This is a genomic window from Streptomyces shenzhenensis (genome assembly GCF_021462265.1).
In the GTDB taxonomy this organism is placed as follows: Bacteria; Actinomycetota; Actinomycetes; order Streptomycetales; family Streptomycetaceae; genus Streptomyces; species Streptomyces shenzhenensis.
Genome location: NZ_JAJONF010000010.1, coordinates 124861 through 144884, shown reverse-complemented (window position 1 = coordinate 144884; position 20024 = coordinate 124861). Strand labels below are relative to the sequence as shown.

Here is a 20024-nt window from a genome sequence, read left to right as displayed (position 1 = left end):
GAGGTGCCTGGCGGTGGTCGCAGGGGTGCCGACTGGCCGTTCCGTGAGATGCCGGCCGGGCTCGGGGGCGGTTGTGTGTCGCGAGATGCCTGCCGGCGGTCACAGGGGACCGACCGGTCGTTTCGAGAGGTGCTGCCCGTCGACTTCGGCCGGTCGGTGTCCGGCGGCTGCCCAGACGGGATGCCGAGCGCCTGTTCTGCGAGATGCCATGCCCGCCTTCGGTTCGCCCGCTGCCGACTCGTCCGCGCCCTGTCGGCTCGTCGCCCGGCGGTGGTCCGCGCCGTCCCGCGGGTGGGTCTCCACCCCGGGGTGGAGAGATCCCGCTTGCTGGAATCCACCCGTGATCCACCCCCGCTCCGATCTGCTGACCTGCGCGTTTCCGTAGCGTCGAAGGCGTCGGCAGCTCCCGCTCCCGGCACCGCCCCTTCCCGCTCACGGAGGCTCTGATGCCCGGGCTCGTCAACGCGTTGCTGATCGTGGCCGTCGTCGTCGTGGTGATCGTCCGGCAGTTCCGCGCCCGCCCGATCAACACAGGCCGGCGCTGGTGGCTGGCGCCCGTGATCCTCGCGGTCGTCGCGCTGCGCGAGCCCGGCATACTCGACGCCCACCACCGCACCGCGTCCGCCCTCCTGCTCGCCGCCGAGATGCTGGTGGGACTCGTGATGGGCGCTGCGTGGGCCTGGACCACCCGGGTGTGGACGGAAGCCGACGGCGTCGTGTGGACCCGGAGCACCAAGGCGAGCGGGCTCGTCTGGTTCGCCGGCATAGCCGTCCGTGTCGGTCTCTACGCCGTCGGAGCCGTCATCGGCGTCCATCAGGACAGCGCGGCCCTCATGCTAGGACTGGCGCTCACCCTGCTGGTCCGCGCCGGCATCCTCGTCTGGCGTGCACAGTCGCTGCCCTCCGCCGCGCCCGCGGTCGGCCCCACCCGGGCGTACGGTGACGGCATGGCCCGGGTCACCAGGAAGGAAGGCGTGTGACGGAGAACGCCTGGACACGCTGGCCCTCGCGAGAAGCGCTGAGCCGGGCGGGGATCTCCCGAGCCCGGCGCTCCCTTGCCTGGGGCGTGAGACTGCTTGTCCTCACCCTGCTGCTGTGGAGCGCCTTCAACCAGTCGCACGTCCACGGCTGGGGCGTGGTCGGGGCGGTGGCGGGGGTCGTCGTGACCGCCCTGGTGTCCTGGGGGTTCTTCCGGACCACCTACGCCCACCGGCTCTTCGCCTCCCTGCTGCTCATCGCTGTCCTTCTGGCCCTGGCGGTCGTGGCGGAGACCACCGGCTTCCGGGGACCGGCCCTCGTGATCTGGTGCGGTTGCGGAATCACCGCCCTGGAGCGGCTGCCGGTCGCGATCGCCCTGCCCGTCGCTTCGGTGGCCCTGGCCTCGTACTCCGCGTTCAACAACGACGTATGGCTGACCACCGCGGCCACGGTCGTCGGCCTGGCTCTCGCCGGTTATGTCATGAGGCTCGACTCCGAGGCCCGGGGCCACGCACAGCGGCTGCTCGCCCAGGAGCGCGCCGCGAGAGCGGCCGAGGCCGAGTCGGCGGCGCTGGCCGAGCGGGCCAGGATCGCCAGGGAGATCCATGACGTGCTGGCCCACAGTCTCTCCGCCCAGATGGTGCACCTGGAGGCCGCGCGGCTGCTGATCGAGCGTGGAGCCGACCGGGAGCAGATCCTCGAACGGGTGGTGGCCGCCCGCGGAATGGCCCGCGACGGGCTCGCCGAGACCCGCCAGGCCCTGTCCGCCCTGCGCGGCGAGCTCACCCCGCTGGAGGACTTCCTGACCGCACTCGTCGGTTCGACCGACGGCGCCGAGGTCACAGTCACAGGTGCACGCCGCGCCCTGTCCGCCGAGGCGTCGCAGACCGTACGACGCGTCGCCCAGGAGGCGTTGACGAACGTCCGCAAACACGCCCACGGCGCCAAGGTCCAGGTACGGCTTGACTACAGCGATCACGAAGTGATGCTGAAGGTGAGGGACTCGGGCGGTCGTCCTGGCGAACTCACCGGCGCCGGCAACGGGTACGGTCTGCTGGGTATGCGGGAGCGGGCCGAGCTGCTCGGCGGGTCGCTGCAGGCAGGGCGGGATGACGAGGGGTTCGAGGTGAGGTTGAGGGTGCCCGTATGACAGAGGGGGAGAAGAAGCCCGCGCGGGTCGTGGTCGCCGACGACCAGACAGTGGTCAGGGAGGGCATTGTGATGCTCCTCGGGCTGCTGCCCGGCGTGGAGGTCGTCGGAGCGGCCGGGGACGGGGAGGAGGCGGTCCGGCTGGTCGCCGAACTGGCCCCGGACGTGGTGCTGATGGACCTGAGAATGCCGCGCTGCGACGGGGTGGAGGCGACCCGGCGGATCCGGTCGGAGTACCCCGGGACCCAGGTCGTGGTGCTGACCACGTTCGCGGACGACGAGTCGCTGTTCCCGGCGCTGCGGGCCGGTGCCCGTGGCTATCTGACCAAGGACGCCGGCGGCGACGAGATCGTGAGAGCCGTGGAGAGCGTGCTCTCGGGAGACGCGGGCCTGTCGCCGAGCATCCAGCGGAGGCTGCTGGAGCGGCTGTCGCAGCCCGAACCGGCGCCCGCGGCCCCGGAGGCGCCGGACGGGCTCACCGCGCGCGAGACCGAGGTCCTGGTGCTGATCGCCGAGGGGTTCAGCAACCAGGAAATCGCCCGGAGACTGCACGTCTCCACCGCGACCGTGAAGACGCACATCAACAACCTGTTCGCCAAGACGGGACTCAAGGACCGGGCCCAGGCGGTGCGTTACGCGTACGGGAAGGGACTGGTGCGGCTACCAGCGGATTGAGTCACCTGATGGGGTGAAGAGCCAGGGGAAGAAGAGTCGGGGATGTTCCCGATCTGTCCATCCTTGGGCATGCAGTCAAGCAACGGACGTCATCGCGATGGCGGGGACGGCACCGAGAGTTCGGCCGGGCGGTACGAGGACCAGGGCGAGTACGGCGCGGCCTCCGGAGAAGTCAGGTACGAGGACCCCTGGTACGACGCGCTGGCCTCGGGCTGGGGTGAACCGGACGGCACCGGGGGGCCGGCTCCCGCCGTACCGGGCGCGCGAACCGAGTGGGAGGGGGCGGCTGTTCGCACCCGTGACGTGTATCTGGAGGTACAGCGCAGCGCGGCCTTCCAGGAGGTGCGCCGCCGGTACCGGAGATTCGTGGTGCCGGGGGTAGCCGTCTTCCTCACCTGGTACGTGGGATATGTGGTGACCGCCACGACGGCGCCGGGCCTGATGGCGCGGCCCGTCGCCGGAGCGGTGAACGTGGCGATGGTCGCGGGGCTCGGGCAGTTCCTCACCACGTTCCTGCTCACCTGGGCCTACGCCCGGCACGCGCGGCTGCGCAGGGACCGTGCCGCGCTGGAGCTGCGCTGGGACACCCAGGAGCTGACCCGGGGCGCCCGGGGCGGTGCGGCATGACGGGCCGTCATGAGACGCTGGCACTACTGCTGTTCAGCGCGTTCGTCGCCGTGACGCTGGGGATCACGACGTGGGTGAGCCGGAGGCGGCACGGTTCGCCGGAGGAGTTCTACGCCGGCGGTCGGCTCTTCTCGCCGATGGAGAATGGTTTTGCCATCGCGGGCGACTACATGTCGGCGGCCTCCTTCCTCGGGGTGACCGGGCTCATCGCGCTCTTCGGCTACGACGGGCTGCTGTATGTGGTCGGCTTCCTGGTGGCGTGGCTGGTCGTGCTGTTCCTGGTGGCCGAGCTGGTGCGCAACTGCGGGCGGTTCACGCTGGCCGACGTGATCGCGGCGCGGATGAGCGAGCGGCCGGTGCGGATCGCGGTGGGAACGTCCTCGGTCACCGTGTCCGTTTTCTATTTGGTGGCGCAAATGGTGGGGGCGGGCAGCCTGGTCGCGCTGCTGCTCGGGCGGACCGGCGAGGCGGCGCAGGCGTGGACGGTCATCGGGGTCGGCGCGCTGATGGTGATCTATGTGTCGTTGGGAGGGATGCGGGCCACGACATGGATCCAGATCGTGAAGGCGGTCCTGCTGCTGAGCGGGACGGTGGCGCTGACCGTGCTGGTGCTGGTGCGTTTCCACGGCGACATCGACCGGCTGCTGCTGACGGCCGCCGACCGCAGTGGGCACGGGAAGGCGTTCCTGGTGCCGGGGCTCAGGTACGGCGGGAGCTGGAGCGCGCGGCTGGACTTCGTCAGCCTGGGGCTGGCACTGGTGCTGGGCACGGCGGGCCTGCCGCACATCCTGTCCCGCTTCTACACGGTGCCGACCGCGCGGGCGGCGCGGCGTTCGACGGTCTGGTCGATCGGGCTGATCGGGAGCTTCTACCTGATGACGATCGTGCTCGGCTTCGGGGCGGCGGCCCTGGTCGGGCCGGACGCGGTGCGGGCGTCGAACGGGAACACAGCGGTTCCGCTGCTGGCGCTCGACCTGGGCGGCGGCGCGGGCTCCACAGTCGGAACGGTTCTGTTCGCGGTGGTCGCCGCAGTCGCCTTCGCGACGATCCTCGCCGTGGTCGCCGGGATCACCCTCGCCTCCTCGGCGTCCGTCGCCCATGACCTGTACGCCACGCTGCGCAGGCCGCATGCCAGGCAGCGCAGCGAGGTCGCTGTGGCGCGCGTGGCGGCGGTCGGTATCGGTGCCTTGGCGATCGCCCTCGGACTGCTGGCCCGTGACATGAACGTCGCCTTCCTGGTGGGGCTCGCCTTCGCGGTGGCGGCCTCGGCGAACCTGCCGGTGCTGCTCTACTCCCTGTTCTGGCGGGACTTCACGACCCGCGGCGCGGTGTGGGCCGTATACGGCGGGCTCGTGCCCGCGCTGGGGCTGGTCGTGCTGTCCCCGGTGGTGTCCGGGAGCCCGGGCGCGCTGTTCCCGGGAGTGGACTTCCAGTACTTCCCGTTGCAGAACCCGGGGATCGTCTCCATCCCGCTCGGTTTCCTGGCCGGCTGGCTCGGCACGGTCACCTCGGACGAGGTCCCGGACGAGGCCAGGCACGCGGAGACCGAGGTGCGGTCGCTGACCGGGGCGGGGGCCGTGTAGAGCATCCCGGAGGAGCTACGGGGCCACCCAGGCGTAGCGGTGTTCCGGGCGGCCCGTGTCGCCGTACTTCAGGGAGAGGCGGAGGCGGCCGGCCTGTTCCAGGTGGCGGAGGTAGCGCTGGGCGGTGGAGCGGCTGAGGCCGGTCTCGGCGGCGACCTCGTGGGCGGAGAGCGGATGGTCGGCGCGGTGCAGCACACCGCAGATGAGGTCGGTCGTGGGCTCGGAGTGGCCGCTGGGCAGGCCGGGCGCGGACGGGGCCGGTGAGGTGCGCAGGGCGCCGAAGATCCGGTCGACCTGGTCCTGGCCCGTCAGACCCCGGCCGCCGACCCGGTCGACGGTACGGCGCAGGGCCGCGTAGGAGTCCAGGCGGGCGCGCAGGGCGGCGAAGGTGAACGGCTTGACCAGGTAGTGCAGGGCGCCCAGACGCATCGCCCGCTGGACGGTCGTCACATCACTGGCCGCCGTGATCATGATGACGTCGGTGCCGTGGCCCTGTTCCCGCATCTGATGGATGAGTTCGAGGCCGGTCTGGTCCGGCAGGTAGTGGTCAAGCAGGACCAGGTCGACGCTGCCGCGGCCCACGGCGGCCAGGGCCTGGGCAGCGCTGTGCGCGCGGGCGGCCACCCGGAAGCCGGGAACCTTCCCCACGTACTTGGCGTTTATCTCAGCGACGCGGAAGTCGTCGTCGACCACCAGGACGTCAATCATCAGGCCTCTCCTTCAAGGCCGGCGAGCGTTAAGCCCGTGTTTCGGCTCCGCAGTTGTAGCGCGAGCAAAATGAGCACAACAGGTGCTTGCGAGCAAAAGAACGGCTTGCGCCCATAAGACTGCTGCCGTGGTGCGGGCCACACCTACCGTCCCGGCCCATGAGCACAGACACCAGCCCCGCCATCGAGCTACGGGGCGCGAGCAAGATCTTCAAGACCCCGTCGGGGGGTCTGCACACGGCCGTCCGCGACCTGGACCTCGCCGTGGGGCGCGGCGAGTTCGTGGCCGTCGTAGGGCCGACGGGGTGCGGCAAGTCCACCACGCTGACCCTGGTCAGCGGGTTGGAGGAGCCCAGTGAGGGCGAGGTGCTGGTGGCCGGTGAGCCGGTCGCGGGCGTCGGCGACAAGGTCGGTTTCGTCTTCCAGCAGGACGCCACCTTCCCCTGGCGGACCGTGCTCTCCAACGTGATGGCCGGCCCCCGTTTCCGCGGGGTGCCCAAGGCGGAGGCCAAGGAGAAGGCCCGGGCCTGGCTGGCCAAGGTCGGGCTCGCCGCGTTCGAGGACCGTTACCCGCACCAGCTCTCCGGCGGCCAGCGCAAGCGTGTGGCGCTCGCGGCGACCTTCGTCAACGACCCCGAGATCCTGCTCATGGACGAGCCGTTCTCCGCGCTCGACGTGCAGACCCGGGCCCTGATGTCGGACGAACTCCTTGAGCTGTGGGAAGGCACGGGCGCCTCGGTCGTCTTCGTCACCCACGACCTGGAGGAGTCCATCGCGCTGGCCGACAAGGTCGTCGTCATGACCGCCGGGCCCGCGACCGTGAAGCAGGTTTTCGAGATCGACCTGCCCCGCCCCCGCAAGGTGGAGTCGGTACGTCTGGAGCCGCGGTTCATCGAGATCTACCGCGAGATCTGGGAGTCCCTCGGCGAAGAGGTCCGCATCACCCGGGAGAGGGGCGCCGCTCATGTCGCCTGACACCCTCAGCACACCGGTCGTCGAGACGGCCAAGACGGCGCCGGACCGCGCCCGGTCGCGGGCCCAGGCCGCCCGCAGACGCAAGACGATCGTGTTCGCCGTGCGCGTCCTGCTCCTGGTGGCCGTCCTCGGCCTGTGGGAGGTCCTGTCCCGCGCCAAGGTCATCGACCCGTTCAACTTCTCGATGCCGTCGAAGATCTGGGACCAGATCTGGACCTGGGTGACCCACGGCACCGCGCTCGGCCCGCTGGGCGAGCAGATCTGGTACACGCTCTACGAGGCGCTGCTCGGCTGGGTCATCGGTGTCATCGCCGGTGTGGTCTTCGGTATCGCGCTGGGACGGATCGCCTTCCTCGCCGATGTCCTTGGTCCGTACATCAAGGTGCTCAACTCGATCCCCAGGATCGTGCTCGCCCCGATCTTCGTGATCTGGTTCGGGCTCGGCGCGTCCTCCAAGGTCGCCTCGGCCGTCGTGCTGGTGTTCTTCCCGGTGTTCTTCAACGCCTTCCAGGGCGCCCGTGAGGTCGACCGCAACCTGGTCGCCAACGCGCGGATCCTCGGCGCGAGCGACCGCAGGGTGACCCTCCAGGTCGTCATCCCGTCGGCCACCTCGTGGATCTTCACCAGCCTCCACGTCAGCTTCGGCTTCGCTCTCATCGGCGCCATCGTCGGCGAGTACATCGGCGCCACCAAGGGCATCGGCCTGCTCGTCGCGCAGTCGCAGGGCACCTTCAACGCGGCCGGTGTGTACGCCGCGATGACCATCCTCGCCGTCGTCGCGCTCGCCGCCGAAGGACTTCTCACCTTCGCCGAGCGCCGCATCTTCCGGTGGAAGCCGTCCGGTTCCGACAGCTGAGCCCGCCCCCTCCTCTCCCCTTCTCTCCCGCTCTTCTCCACCCCGCACCGCCTCTCACAAGGACGTGAACCGTCATGCGCAAGTCCGCCAGATACAGCGCCCTGGCCGTCGCCGGCCTGCTCGCCCTCTCCTCCCTCACCGCCTGCGCCAACGACGCGGCCGGCACGGCCGCCACCGGCTCTGGAAAGGGCACGAAGGTCAAGATCATGGTCGGTGGCCTGGACAAGGTCATCTACCTGCCCGCGATGCTCACCCAGCGGCTCGGCTACTTCGACGCCGAGGGCCTGAACGTGGAACTGCTGACCGAGCCGGCCGGTGTGCAGGCCGAGACGGCGCTCGTCGCCGGACAGGTCCAGGGAACGGTCGGCTTCTACGACCACACGCTGGACCTCCAGACCAAGGGCAAGGCGGTGGAGTCCGTCGTGCAGTTCTCGCGCGCTCCCGGCGAGGTGGAGGTCGTCTCCACCAAGGCGGCCGGTGACATCACCTCGCCCAAGGACTTCAAGGGCAAGAAGCTGGGCATCACCAGCCTCGGGTCGTCGACCGACTTCCTCACCAAGTACCTCGCCGTCAAGAACGGCGTGAAGGTCAGCGACTTCTCTCCGGTCGCCGTCGGCGCGGGCGCGACCTTCATCGCGGCGCTTCAGCAGGGCTCCATCGACGGCGGCATGACCACCGACCCGACCGTCGCGACGATCCTGGACAAGAAGGCGGGCAAGGTCCTGGTGGACATGCGGACGCCGGAAGGGTCCCAGGAGGCGCTCGGCGGGCCGTACCCGTCGTCGAGCCTGTACATGCAGACGGACTGGGTCAACGGTCACAAGGACACCGTTCAGAAGATGGTCAACGCGTTCGTCAAGACGCTCAAGTGGATGTCCACGCACAGCGCCGCCGAGATCGCGGCGAAGATGCCCGCCGACTACGCCCAGGGCGACAAGGCTCTCTACACACAGTCCATCAAGAGCACCCTGCCGATGTTCACCAAGGACGGAGTCATGCCCGAGAACGGTCCGGAGACCGTGGAGAAGGTGCTCAAGGCGTTCAACACGAACATCCAGAACGCCGATGTCGACCTCAGCAAGACGTACACCACCGAGTTCGTCGAGGCCGCCAAGTAGCAGGACTCAGCCGCGGGTCGCCCACACGTAACGGTGTTCGGGGCGGCCCGCGTCGCCGTATCTGAGGGTCAGCCGGGCCCGTCCCGTGCGCTCCAGGAGCTTCAGATACCGCTGGGCGGTCTGGCGGCTCACCCCCGTCCGCTCGGCGATCTCCTGGGCCGACAGCGGGCCGTCGGCGCTCATCAGGGACTGGCGCACCAGCTCGGCGGTGGTGGGGGAGTGCCCTTTCGGCAGCCCCGGCCCGGACGGCACGGACAGCGCGCCGAAGATGCGGTCCACCTCGGCCTGTTCCGCCTCGCCGCCGCCGTCCAGGGTGCGCCGCAGCCGCGCGTACGCCTCCAGCTTGGCGCGCAGCCCCGCGAACGCGAACGGCTTGACCAGGTACTGCAGAGCACCCTGCCGCATCGCCGCCTGCACGGTCGACACGTCCCGGGCCGCCGTCACCATGATCACGTCGGTCTGGTGGCCGCGCCGGCGCATCTCCTGGAGCACCGCGAGGCCCGTGTCGTCGGGCAGGTAGTGGTCCATCAGGACGAGGTCGAGGCGGGGCAGGGTCTCCAGCCGGTGCAGCGCCTGCGCCGCGTTGTGGGCCTCGCCGGCCACATGGAAGCCGGGCACCTTCTCGACGTAGGCGGCGTTGACCCGGGCGACCCGGGTGTCGTCGTCGACGACCAGGACCTCGATCATCGGGCCTCCTCCTCGGCCGGTGCGAGCACCCGGGCCGGCTCCAGCTCCGGTTCGGTCAGTGCCTCGGGGAGGACGACCGTGAACTGGGCGCCTCCGCCTTCCGGTTCGTCCACGGTCGCGCTGCCGCCCTGCCGTTCGGCGAGCCGGCGCACCAGAGGCAGTCCGATGCCGCGCTTGCCGTGTGCGGGCGGTTTCTTGGTGGACCAGCCCTCCGTGAAGACCAGTTCCCGCTGTGCCGCCGGGATCCCGGGCCCGGTGTCCCGCACCCTGAGGACGATCGTCCGGCCCCGCGCGCACAACTCGACCTCCACGCGTGCGTGCGGCGTACCGGCGACCGCGTCCAGCGCGTTGTCCACCAGGTTGCCCACGACCGTGACCAGGCCCCTGGGGTCGATCAGCCGGTCCGGGAGCCAGGTGCGGTCGGACACCCACAGGGCGACGCCGCGCTCGGCCGCGACGGTCGCCTTGCCGACCAGCAGGGCGGCCAGCAGCGGGTCCTGGATCTTCTCCGTGACCTGCTCGGCGGTGACCCGGTGGTCGCCGACCACCTCGCCGACGAACTCGACCGCGTCGTCGTACATCTCCAGTTCCAGCAGGCCGAGCAGGGTGTGCATGCGGTTGGCGTGTTCGTGGTCCTGGGCGCGCAGTGCGTCGATCAGGCCGCGCGTGGAGTCGAGTTCGCGGCCGAGCTGTTCCAGTTCGGTGCGGTCGCGCAGGGTGGCGACGGCGCCGCCGTCGTCCGTGGGCATGCGGTTGGCGACCAGAACCCGCTGGCCGCGCACGGTGAGCAGATCCGTGCCGGTCACCCGGCCGGCCAGCACATCGGTGGTACGGCCCGCGCCGAGCGCCTCGTCGGGGGACCGGCCGACGGACTCGTCACCGATGCCCAGGAGCCTTCTCGCCTCGTCGTTGAGCAGCCGGATGCGGCCGCCGCGGTCGAGGGCGACGACGCCCTCCCGGATGCCGTGCAGCATCGCCTCGCGCTCCGCGAGCAGCGCCGAGATGTCGGAGAACGCCAGGTCGCGGGTCTGGCGCTGGACCCTTCGGGAGACCAGCCAGGCCGCGAGCGCGCCGGCCGCGAGGGCACCGCCGGCGTAGGCGAACAGCCCGGGGATCGTGCTGAGCAGCCGCGCCCGCACGCTGTCGTAGGCGATGCCGACCGAGACCGCCCCGATGATCCGGTGCTTCGAGTCGTACAGCGGCACCTTGCCGCGTGCGGAGCGGCCCAGGGTGCCGTTGTCGATCTGCATGACCTCCTTGCCGGCCAGCGCCTCGCTGGGGTCGGTCGAGACGTGCTTGCCGATCTCCGAGAGGGTGGTGTGCGACCAGCGCACCTTATGCCGGTCCATCACCACGATGTACTCGGCGTGGGTGGCCTTGCGGATCCTCTCGGCCTCCTTCTGCACCGGCCCGGTCGCGCTGGGCGGGGTCGTCAGCAGGCCCTCGGCGATCTGCGGGTTCTGGGCGGTGGTCTCGGCGATCGCCAGCGCCCTGCGCATCGCCTCCTGGTCCAACTGCTTGCTCAGGGGCGCGAGGAAGAGCCCGGTCGCGAGCACCGCGACCCCCGCGGCGATCGCCAGCTGCATCAACAGGACCTGCGAGAACACCTTCCGGGGCAGCCGGGGGCGTAGACGGCGCACAGGGGGCGTGGGGCTCATACCCGCGACGGTACGTGCGCGGGTGCGCGGGGCTTAAGGGGGTGTGGCGTGGATCTCCCGACCAGTTCCTCCAGTTCCTGAGGAGCCCTCGGGAACCCGTGGACCCGAAGGAGCCCGGGAATTCCGGGTCAGCTCGCCAGGGCCGTCGCCGTCCGCAGCTCCCGCAGCGAGACCACGTCCATCCGGGCCGGCGACCCCAGCACCGACACCCCGCAGCTCTCCGGGCGCGGCGGCAGCGCGGCGCCCTGGGCCACGCGGACCCGCCAGCGGCGGCCGTCGGCGTGGGCGACGGTGACCTCCCAGCGCGGGGCCGCGCCCTCGGTCCGTACGACGCTCAGCACGCCCGCGGTGTACTCGCCCACCGCCTCCCGCACGGCCAGTTCGGCCGCCTGGCCGGGCCGTTCCCAGGCGGAGCAGCCGCGGCAGCCGTCCAGCACCACACGGCCCTGCTGGATCCCGTGCAGGACGTCCTTGACGGCATGAGCCTCGGCGCGGCCGTACGCGTAGCCGTAGGGCAGGACGAGCACCGTCGGCGAGAAGCGATGACCACCCAGATGGGTGACCTCCCAGGTGCCCGGTGTCCCGGACGCCGCCAGTTCGGCGGCGAGCGGGCGGCCCAGCAGGGCGCAGCAGCGGTCCCGCCTGCCGTTGGTGCAGACGAGCGCGAGCGGGCCGCCCCGGTGCGGCCTGCCGTCGAGCGCCACGCCGAACGAGCGGGGGTCGCCCGCGCCGAGCGCCGCGAAGTCGAGACCGAGCAGCCGGTGCGGATCACGGGTGGTGGCGCTGTGCAGCCAGACGTTCCCGGGAACCGTGTGGGCGACGTACACCTGCCGTACGGCGGGGGTGCCGGGGTCGGCGTGGCGGCCGGGGCGGCGGATCAGGGCGATCCGTACGCCCGTCCCCTGGGCGGCGGTCTCCAGGGCGCGGCCCAGCGCGGGGTCCAGATGGCTCGAAGTCAGCGCCTTGGGACCCCACGGGCCGGGTTGCTCCAGGAGCAGCCACGTCGTCGCGGTGGCGGCGGTACCGGAAACAGGCTCGTCGAGCATCCGGGAGACGGTTGCGCACCTACTCACAGAGGTGAGCCTAACCTGACTTCGCCCGGGGTGACTTCCGGCGTCGCCCGTCCGCGCCTCCGAAGGGGTGCCGAAGGGGTCATTCCGGCAGGGGCTGTGGCGGTTTCGGGCCGACGTAGTGGCCGCTGGGACGCATGCGCAGCGGGCGTTCGCCGTACTCCTCCAGGGCGTGGGCGATCCAGCCCGCCGTACGGGCGACGGCGAAGACGGTCTCGCCCGCGCTGGCGGGCATGCCGCAGGAGGCCGTGAACACGGCGAGCGCCAGGTCCACGTTGGCGTGCAGCGGAGTGTGCCGGGCGGTCGTGGCGACGATGTCCCGGGCCGCGAGCAGCGCGGGCTCCGCGTGGGGGACCTCCTCCAGCAGCGCGAACAGGACACGCGCGCGTGGGTCCTCGCCCTGGTAGAGGCGGTGGCCGAGACCGGGGATACGGCGGCCCGCGCGGAGCTCGTCCGCGATCACCGTGGCGGCGCTGCCCTGGTCGAGGACGTCGAGCAGCATCCGGTGGGCGAGGCCGCTGGAAGCGCCGTGCAGGGGGCCCTCGAGCACGCCGAGCCCGGCCGACACGGCCGCGTACGCGTGGGCGCGCGCGGAGGCGGCGACCCGGACCGCGAGGGTGGAGGCGGCCAGGTCGTGGTCGACGAGCAGCGCGAGCGCGGTGTCCAGACAGCGCAGCGCGGCGTCGCCGGGTTCGATGCCGGTCAGCCTGTCCCACAGGCGGTGGGCCAGCGGGCCGTCGTCGTGCCCCCGCCGGCGCCGCCCGGGGAGCGCGGCGACGAGCGTGGGGATCAGCACGCGCGCGGCGCCGAGAACGGACTCCTCGGACAGGTCGAAGCGCAGTGGGTCCTCGGCGGCCGCGGCGATCGTGGCGACCCGCAGCCGGTCGGTGGTCGAGGTGTGCTCGGGCAGCGCGTCGACGGCCCGGCGGGCGACCGCGACGGTGGCGGGCGGCGCGGTGAAGGTCACACCCCGGGTCATGCGGCCCGTCCACAGCCACTCGGCCACCTCCTCGTAGGAGTGGTGTGCGGCGAGTTCCGTGGCGTCGACGCCCCGGAAGAAGTACCGGTCCTCGTCGATCAGGGTGATCCGGGTGCGCACCGACAGATCACCGCCGGAGCCGGGACTCCCGGCGGCCTCCCGCCGGTTGCGCCGGGCCAGCGCCTCCACCTCCCCGGCGTCGAAGGTGCTGGCGCGGCCTCCGGGCTCGCGTCTGCTGCTGAGCTGGCCCCGGCTCACGTAGGCGTACACGGTCTCGGGCTTCACGCCGAGCAGTTCGGCGGTCTCCCGGGTGCTCAGCCGCCGCGCGGGACTTCCGGGAGCGGGGTGTTGATCGCGCATGGGCGTCACGGTAGCCGTTTCGGCATGGATTGACTCGATCAATGTTGATGCGGGTTGGCTCCGCATATGGACCGACGGGTCAATGCTTGCGGTGGACCGACGGGTCAATGATGGGATGGACGGGCGGATCAATGCTTGCGGTGACGGGCAGGTCAACGCGCTGCAAGGCGGTCCCGGTGCGCCGCGAGCAAGGTGCCGGTCGACCGGCCGTACGGCGACCGACCGGGCCGAGGCCGCCGGGAACAGGGGTGACGGGCCCCGTGCGGCCCTCCAGTCGGGCGGGGCGGCCTCGTCGACCGGGCCGCGCCGTGCTGTGGACACCGGCGCCCATGGCGGCTGCGCCCGGTCCGCGGTCGGCTACGCGCGGTGCCACGCCGGTGGGCCCTCCCGTCCCGGCTGTCGGCGACGACCGCGGGCGCCGGGACCATAAGCTCACTGCATGACCGACCACACCCGTACCCTCTCCCTGGTCCTGAGTCTGATCAGGAGCGGAACGGCCGTGACCAGGCCCGACCTCGGCCGGCAGACCGGTCTGGGCCGGACGGTCATCACGCAGCGGGTGGACCACGCGATCCGCCTCGGCCTGGTGGCCGAGGGCGAGCCGGCCCCCTCCACCGGCGGGCGGCCCTCCCGCATCCTGCGCATCGCGTCCGACCGCGGTGTCGTCCTCGGCGCGGTGTTCGGCGCCACCCATCTGCACGCGGCGGTGACCGGCCTCGACGGGACCGTGCTCGCGGACCGGCGGGTGCCATGGGACATCGAGTCGGGCCCCGAGTCGTCCCTGGCCACCCTGGTCGAGGTGGCGGGGCTGCTGCTCAGCCAGGAGCTGCGCGAACGCCTGTGGGGGGTGTGCGTGGGCGTTCCCGGGCCGGTCGACTTCGCGCGCGGGACGCCGGTGCGGCCGCCCATCATGGCCGGCTGGCACGGCTTTCCGCTCCGGGACCGCCTCGAAGCCCACTACGGCGTGCCGGCCTGGGTCGACAACGACGCCAACCTGATGGCGCTGGGCGCCTGGAGCCGGACCCGGGCGGCCGCCGGTGACAACATCCTGCTCGTCAAGGCGAGCACCGGGATCGGGCTGGGCCTGATGTCCAGGGGGCGGTTGCACCGGGGAGCGCGTGGCGCGGCCGGTGACCTCGGGCACACGATCGTCGCCGAGGAGTCCCGCCACCGGTGCCGGTGCGGCAAGTTCGGGTGCCTCGAAGCGTTCGCGGGCGGCTGGGCCCTCACCCGTGACGCACGCACCGCGGCCCTGGAGGGGCGAAGCCCCTTCCTGGCCGCACGCCTGGAGAGCGCGGAGCGCCGGGACGCGCGGCTGGCCGTCACCGACGTGCTCGACGGCTGCCGGGCCGGCGACCGGGTCAGCACCGAGCTCGTCAGCAGGGCGGGTGAGCTGGTCGGCGGGCAGTTGGCGACGCTCGTCAGCGTCTTCAACCCGTCGACGGTCTACCTCGCCGGCGTGCTGGCGCAGGCGGGCGACGTGTTCCGGGACCCCGTCGCGGAGGTGGTGGCCAGACGGTCGCTGCCGCTGGCCACCGACGAACTCGTCATCGCCCAGGTCCCCCCCGACCGCTCCGAGGGAGTCGTCGGAGCGGCGACCCTGGCCATCGACGAGCTGTTGCACCCGGAGCTGCTCGACCAGTGGATCCCGCACGGCAACCCCCGCGGGATCCGCGCACGCACCGGCGAGTCCACCGACCCGCTCTCTCTCGACGCGCCGCTGGCGGGGGCCCGGTAACAGCTTCTATGACGCTGCCGGTGCGGCGGGCCGGCACGGAGCACTCCTCCTTGACCGGACCTGACCAGGAGCATCCGGTAACGGCCAGGTGGTCCGCGGTACGGACGGTCGACGGGGGCGGGCAGTCGACGCCTGCGCGGAGCGGATCGCTCACCCGGCCGCCGGGACGTCGACCCAGCCGCCGCCGCGCGCCGAGTCGACGACCGCCTGGGCGATCTCGGCCGCGCGCAGCCCGTCGGCGAAGGACGGCATGCCGGTGACCTGTTCGCCGCCGATCGCGGCGTAGGCGTCGGCGACGAAGTCGGCGAAGGCCTCGTAGTACCCCTGCGGATGCCCGGACGGCAGGCGGGCCGCCCGCCCGGTGGGCGCCCCGGACCGGTTCGGGTCGCGCAGCAGCACCTCGTTGGAGTTCCGGCCGCCGATCCACAGCGACTCCGGGGTCTCCTGGCGGAACGCGTAGCTGGCGTCCGGCCCGTCGAAGGAGAACGACAGCGCGTTCTTGTACCCGGCGGAGACCTGGCTGACCACCACCGATCCGATCGCGCCGGTGTCGGTTTCGAGGAGTACGACCGCGCCGTCCTCGGTCTCGACGGGGCGCGGGGTGCCGTCCGCCGCCGGCCGGGCCGCCACCGCGCGGGCGAAGGACGCGTTCACCCGGGTGATCCGCTGTCCGGTCACGAACTCGGCGAGATCGCACCAGTGGACGCCGATGTCCCCGAACGCGCGCGTGGCCCCGCCGTCCGCCGGGTCGACCCGCCAGTTGGTGGCCCCGGCGTCGGCGAGCCAGTCCTGCAGATAGCTGCCGTGGATCAGCCACGGGGGCCGATGCCCCGGCCGCCGGATACGGTCGCGTGCCTCACGCACGGACGCGTAGTACCGGTACACGAAGGGCACGGCGGTGACCAGCCCGCGCTCGGCCGCCAGCGAGGTGAGTTCACGGGCGGTCGCGGGATCGGTGGCCAGCGGTTTCTCACAGACGACCGGGACACCGGCGGCGAGGGCCGCACGGCAGAACCCGGCGTGCGTGGCGTTGGGCGTGCACACGTGCAGCACGTCCACCCCGTGCCGCAGCAGGTCCTCGACCGAGTCGAAACCGCGGCCCGCCCCGAACTCCGCGGCGGCGCGGCGGCCCTTGCCGGGCGTCGACCCGACCACGCCCACCACCTCACCGCCCGCCACGAGCGCGGACCGGGTGTGCACGGCCCCCATGAAGCCGGTACCGATGACACCGACGCGCATGACACGCACCTCTTCTCTCCTCTGGCGGAGTTAACGCGTGAACAGATCGAAAAACTCGGGAGTGATGAATTCCGAGAGGTCGACTTTCGCTCACGGTAAGCTAAAGTGTCCGGAACGCCAAGGAGGCTGCAGATGAACCAGAGCCAGGCACAGAGCCAGGAACCGGCCCGGCAGCCGGTCACCCTCTTCACCGGCCAGTGGGCGGATCTGCCGTTCGAGGAGGTGGCGCGACTGGCGAGCGAGTGGGGCTACGACGGGCTGGAGATCGCGGCCTCCGGCGACCACCTGGACCTGGCCCGCGCCGAGACGGACCCCGACTACCTGCCCGAGCGGCAGGCGATTCTGGAGCGCTACGGACTGAAGGTCTGGGCGATCTCCCACCACCTCGGCGGCCAGGCCGTGTGTGACGACCCGATCGACTTCCGGCACCAGGCGATCCTGCGCCCGGAGGTCTGGGGCGCCGGCGACCCGGAGGGTGTCCGGCAGCGCGCCGCCGAGGACATGAAGCGCGCCGCCCGTGTCGCCCGCAGGCTCGGCGCCGGCACCGTCGTGGGGTTCACCGGATCCAAGATCTGGAAGTACGTGGCGATGTTCCCGCCGGTCTCCCAGGCGGTGATCGACGAGGGCTACGAGGACTTCGCGCGCCGCTGGAACCCGATTCTCGACGTCTTCGACGCCGAGGGCGTGCGTTTCGCCCACGAGGTCCACCCGTCCGAGATCGCCTACGACTACTGGACCAGCGAGCGCGCTCTCGAAGCGATCGGCCGCCGTCCGGCCTTCGGCTTCAACTGGGACCCCTCGCACATGATCTGGCAGGGCGTCGACCCCGTCGGCTTCATCACGGACTTCGCCGATCGCATCTACCACGTCGACTGCAAGGACACCCGCCTGCGGCCGCCGTCGGGACGTGCCGGGATCCTCGGCTCGCACCTGCCCTGGGGCGACCCGCGCCGACGCTGGGACTTCGTCTCCGTCGGTCACGGCGACATGCCCTGGGAGGACGCCTTCCGCGCCCTGGCCGCCATCGGTTACGACGGCCCGGTCTCGGTGGAGTGGGAGGACGCGGGCATGGACCGGCTGCACGGCGCGGCCGAGGCCGTCGGCCGCATCCGCTCCGCGCTGTGGCCGCTGCCGAAGGCCGCGTTCGACTCGGCGTTCAGCAACCAGTGATCCCGGCCGGCAGCCGCGCACCCGGCACCGGGCCCGGCACCGGCCACGGGCGCGGGCGCGGGCGCCTGGGGCGCGGCGCGATCCGCCGTCGAAGGGGGGAGGGCAGCAGTCCCGCGGTCGTCGTCGACCCGGTGCGCTCCCTGCCGGCGGAGGCCGGGCCGGGGCCGGAGGGCTTTGCGGGCAACGCCGTCGGTGTGCAGGCGCCCGTCGCCCGCACCGCGCCACCGGAACCGTCGTGTCCGGTCGAGGGTGTGGTTCCCCGAGCGGACGGGCCTCGCCCCGGATCGGCTACGGCTTCCCGGGGCAACGGATCAGCCCTGCCCCGGGAAACGGCGCCGGACCTGCGTGCTTGTGATCGCGCCGCTCATCCCGGAGCTCGGCGGATCCGGTAAGCGGAGCTGAAGCCAGGGGCAAGCCGAGCTTGCTGGTCCGATGGCGGCGCCGCTGCGACGCTCGGGTCATGACGAGGATTCAGGACGAAATCGGCGCCCGGGGTTATCGCCGATCCGAACTCCGCGCGGACACGGTGCGGGGCGCCGCCCGGGTCGTGATGCGCACCGCAACCCTCGTGGTGGTCGTGGCGCTGGGTGTGGCGGTGACCGCCGGGTGGGCAACCCCCATGGCCGTCGACGGCTGGACCGTGGCCGCGGCGGCGGGCGCGGTCGGCCTGATCGCCGGGCTGCCGCGCACCGTCCTCGGTTCCGGGCCGGCCATCGGCCGAGGAGGGGAGATCTTCGCCTTGCTGATCAGCACCCTCCTTCTCTGGGCCTTCGCGGCGACCCTCGCGTTCTGCCTGAGCTACTTCTTCCACGCCCATGCGCTCGACCGGCGCGCCACCCTCAAGGTCACGGCGACCGTCTCGCACTGCGTGAACCGAGGCGACGCCGGCAATCGGTGCACCTACCGCTGGGTCGCCGGCGACCACGCGTACAGCTCCCAGGACACCGCGGCCCGGGTATGGCCGGACGGACACCGCGTCACCGTTCGCATCGATCCGGCCCACCCCGACCACCCGGCCCTGGTCACCCGCAGCTACTGGGCGTCGTGGCTCGGCGTCGCGGTCGGTGCTTTCGGTTCGCTCGTGGCCGCCCTGATGACGTGGAGCGCGGAATCCGGCCTGGACGAGTGATGAGGCGGTCCGGCTGCGAGAATGGGCACGACAGGGTGGTGGAGGCCGCGGTGAGTGGGGGCGGAGTGCGGCTCGATCCGAAACGCTTGCTGATCCTGCGTCACATCGCCGAAAGCGGCGGCGTGGCCGCTGCCGCCCGTGCGCTTGGGCACACGGCGTCTGCGGTGTCGCAGCAGTTGCAGCGACTGGAACAGGAGGCCGGCGTGCCGCTGGTCGACCGCAGCGGCGGGCGGACCGAACTGACCGCGGCCGGACGGCTACTGGCGGAGCACGGCGGCCGCGTCGGTGACGTACTGGCCGACGCCGCCCGCGAACTGCAGGCCCTGACCGGCCAAGCGTCAGGCCCGGTCACCATCGGGGTGCCCGGGCCGGCCATCACCTACTTCGCCACCACCACGCTCCGTTTCCTCGCCGAAAGCCACCCGGCGATCACCCCCCGGCTCGTCGAGACCGACCGAGAGGACGGGCTGCGAGCGCTGCGGCTGGGTGAGTTCGACGTCCTGGTGATCGAGGACGACAGTGCGGCCCCGACCCCGCTCCCGCCGGGGGTCACCGCGCAGGTGATGCTGCGGGACGAGTACCGCTTGGTGCTCCCGGACGGCTGGGAGACACCCGGCAGCCCGGCCGAGCTGACCGGGCGACCGTGGATCGGCGCCCCCGGGGGCTCACCGCGTGACCTGGCGTTCCAGCGGCTCGCCGCGGCGCACGGCATCGCGCCGTCGGTGCAGCACGTCGCCGCCTACCGGTTCGCCGTCTACAGCATGCTCGCCGCCCGGCTCGGCCCGGCGATCCTGCCGGCGCATGCCGCCGAACAGATCACCCACGGCGGAATCACCGCCCTGCCCGTCCCGGGCGACTACCTGGTCCGTTCACTGCGCCGCAGCGGCGCAGGCGCACCGGTCCCCGCGGCCGAGGCCGCGGCGGATGCCTTGCAGTCCGCACTGCTGTGCACCGCCGAGTTCCTCGCCTCCCGCGGCCTGACCGCCGGCGAGCCCCGCGTCTACAAACTGATCGACCCGAGCGTCTGAAACCCCGTCCTTCCGAGCTCCCACCGGGTGCGAGCGGAGGTTCTGCGGGTCCGGTCCGGATGCTCCGTGATCACCCAGGACTTCGGCGGCCCCGCGCCGAGTTCACCGGAGCCCGGTGGCCCGGTGGCTCGGTGGCGTGGTGGCGCGGCGGTGTGGTGGCGCGGTGGCGCGGTGGCCCGGTACGCGGGGCCGCGGCCGGAGGCGGGTGAGGTCGTCATCGCCCGAACGGAACGGGGCACGGCGGGTGGCCCGGCCGTTTCCTATCCTGGACCGGCCCGCCACCACCCTCCCGTCCGAA

The 20024-nt window shown here is 72.0% G+C and carries 18 protein-coding genes; 12 read left to right on the top strand and 6 right to left on the bottom strand.

The window, feature by feature from the left end:
• The first annotated feature begins 446 nt into the window (after positions 1–446).
• From LQ326_RS16100 to LQ326_RS16080, 5 genes are all read left to right on the top strand, one after another.
• Entirely contained in the window at positions 447–980 is a 534-nt protein-coding gene (locus LQ326_RS16100; RefSeq protein WP_234537146.1) for a DUF1453 domain-containing protein, read from the top strand.
• The gene (locus tag LQ326_RS16095) at positions 977–2128 is read left to right on the top strand and encodes a sensor histidine kinase (RefSeq protein ID WP_234537144.1); all 1152 of its coding nucleotides are present in this window, start codon (positions 977–979) and stop codon (positions 2126–2128) included. Before LQ326_RS16100 ends, LQ326_RS16095 begins: the two co-directional genes overlap by 4 nt.
• Positions 2125–2802: a response regulator transcription factor gene (locus LQ326_RS16090; RefSeq protein WP_234537142.1), complete on the top strand. Its 678-nt coding sequence runs from the start codon at positions 2125–2127 to the stop codon at positions 2800–2802. The genes LQ326_RS16095 and LQ326_RS16090 overlap by 4 nt, the downstream gene beginning before the upstream one ends.
• Before the next feature lie 69 nt (positions 2803–2871).
• Positions 2872–3429 carry a DUF485 domain-containing protein gene (locus LQ326_RS16085; RefSeq protein WP_234537140.1) on the top strand — a complete coding sequence of 186 codons (558 nt, stop codon included), beginning with the start codon at positions 2872–2874 and terminating at the stop codon, positions 3427–3429.
• Positions 3426–5012, top strand: coding sequence for a monocarboxylic acid transporter (locus tag LQ326_RS16080; protein ID WP_234537138.1), 1587 nt, complete (start codon positions 3426–3428; stop codon positions 5010–5012). The genes LQ326_RS16085 and LQ326_RS16080 overlap by 4 nt, the downstream gene beginning before the upstream one ends.
• Before the next feature lie 15 nt (positions 5013–5027).
• Here LQ326_RS16080 and LQ326_RS16075 read toward each other — a convergent pair whose 3' ends face one another.
• Positions 5028–5720: a response regulator gene (locus LQ326_RS16075; protein WP_234537136.1), complete on the bottom strand. Its 693-nt coding sequence runs from the start codon at positions 5718–5720 to the stop codon at positions 5028–5030.
• 158 nt (positions 5721–5878) lie between these two features.
• Between LQ326_RS16075 and LQ326_RS16070 the strand changes: the two genes are divergently transcribed.
• From LQ326_RS16070 to LQ326_RS16060, 3 genes are all read left to right on the top strand, one after another.
• Positions 5879–6694: an ABC transporter ATP-binding protein gene (locus tag LQ326_RS16070; RefSeq protein ID WP_234537133.1), complete on the top strand. Its 816-nt coding sequence runs from the start codon at positions 5879–5881 to the stop codon at positions 6692–6694.
• Entirely contained in the window at positions 6684–7550 is an 867-nt protein-coding gene (locus LQ326_RS16065; protein ID WP_234537132.1) for an ABC transporter permease, read from the top strand. Before LQ326_RS16070 ends, LQ326_RS16065 begins: the two co-directional genes overlap by 11 nt.
• A gap of 74 nt (positions 7551–7624) precedes the next feature.
• Positions 7625–8668 carry an ABC transporter substrate-binding protein gene (locus LQ326_RS16060; RefSeq protein ID WP_234537130.1) on the top strand — a complete coding sequence of 348 codons (1044 nt, stop codon included), beginning with the start codon at positions 7625–7627 and terminating at the stop codon, positions 8666–8668.
• A gap of 6 nt (positions 8669–8674) precedes the next feature.
• Here LQ326_RS16060 and LQ326_RS16055 read toward each other — a convergent pair whose 3' ends face one another.
• The 4 genes from LQ326_RS16055 to LQ326_RS16040 form a co-directional block, all read right to left on the bottom strand.
• Complete coding sequence (locus LQ326_RS16055; RefSeq protein WP_234537128.1) at positions 8675–9355, bottom strand: response regulator; 681 nt, start codon at positions 9353–9355, stop codon at positions 8675–8677.
• Positions 9352–11013, bottom strand: a complete 1662-nt coding sequence (locus LQ326_RS16050; protein WP_234537125.1) for an ATP-binding protein — start codon at positions 11011–11013, stop codon at positions 9352–9354. Before LQ326_RS16050 ends, LQ326_RS16055 begins: the two co-directional genes overlap by 4 nt.
• A 128-nt stretch (positions 11014–11141) precedes the next feature.
• The gene (locus tag LQ326_RS16045; protein WP_234537122.1) at positions 11142–12086 is read right to left on the bottom strand and encodes a ferredoxin family protein; all 945 of its coding nucleotides are present in this window, start codon (positions 12084–12086) and stop codon (positions 11142–11144) included.
• 79 nt (positions 12087–12165) lie between these two features.
• Complete coding sequence (locus LQ326_RS16040; RefSeq protein ID WP_234537119.1) at positions 12166–13422, bottom strand: citrate synthase; 1257 nt, start codon at positions 13420–13422, stop codon at positions 12166–12168.
• 439 nt (positions 13423–13861) lie between these two features.
• Here LQ326_RS16040 and LQ326_RS16035 point away from each other — a divergent pair, with 439 nt between their 5' ends.
• A complete protein-coding gene (locus LQ326_RS16035) occupies positions 13862–15160 on the top strand; it encodes an ROK family protein (protein ID WP_234537115.1) in 1299 nt (432 codons plus the stop codon).
• A 150-nt stretch (positions 15161–15310) separates the two neighbouring features.
• Here LQ326_RS16035 and LQ326_RS16030 read toward each other — a convergent pair whose 3' ends face one another.
• Positions 15311–16399: a Gfo/Idh/MocA family protein gene (locus LQ326_RS16030; RefSeq protein ID WP_234537112.1), complete on the bottom strand. Its 1089-nt coding sequence runs from the start codon at positions 16397–16399 to the stop codon at positions 15311–15313.
• Between the two features lie 132 nt (positions 16400–16531).
• Between LQ326_RS16030 and LQ326_RS16025 the strand changes: the two genes are divergently transcribed.
• The 3 genes from LQ326_RS16025 (at position 16532) to LQ326_RS16015 (ending at position 19726) form a co-directional block, all read left to right on the top strand.
• Positions 16532–17569 carry a sugar phosphate isomerase/epimerase family protein gene (locus LQ326_RS16025; RefSeq protein ID WP_234537110.1) on the top strand — a complete coding sequence of 346 codons (1038 nt, stop codon included), beginning with the start codon at positions 16532–16534 and terminating at the stop codon, positions 17567–17569.
• Positions 17570–18029: 460 nt separating this feature from the next.
• Positions 18030–18698, top strand: coding sequence for a DUF3592 domain-containing protein (locus tag LQ326_RS16020; RefSeq protein ID WP_234537107.1), 669 nt, complete (start codon positions 18030–18032; stop codon positions 18696–18698).
• Entirely contained in the window at positions 18698–19726 is a 1029-nt protein-coding gene (locus LQ326_RS16015; RefSeq protein ID WP_234537105.1) for a LysR family transcriptional regulator, read from the top strand. The genes LQ326_RS16020 and LQ326_RS16015 overlap by 1 nt, the downstream gene beginning before the upstream one ends.
• The last annotated feature ends 298 nt before the right edge of the window (positions 19727–20024 follow it).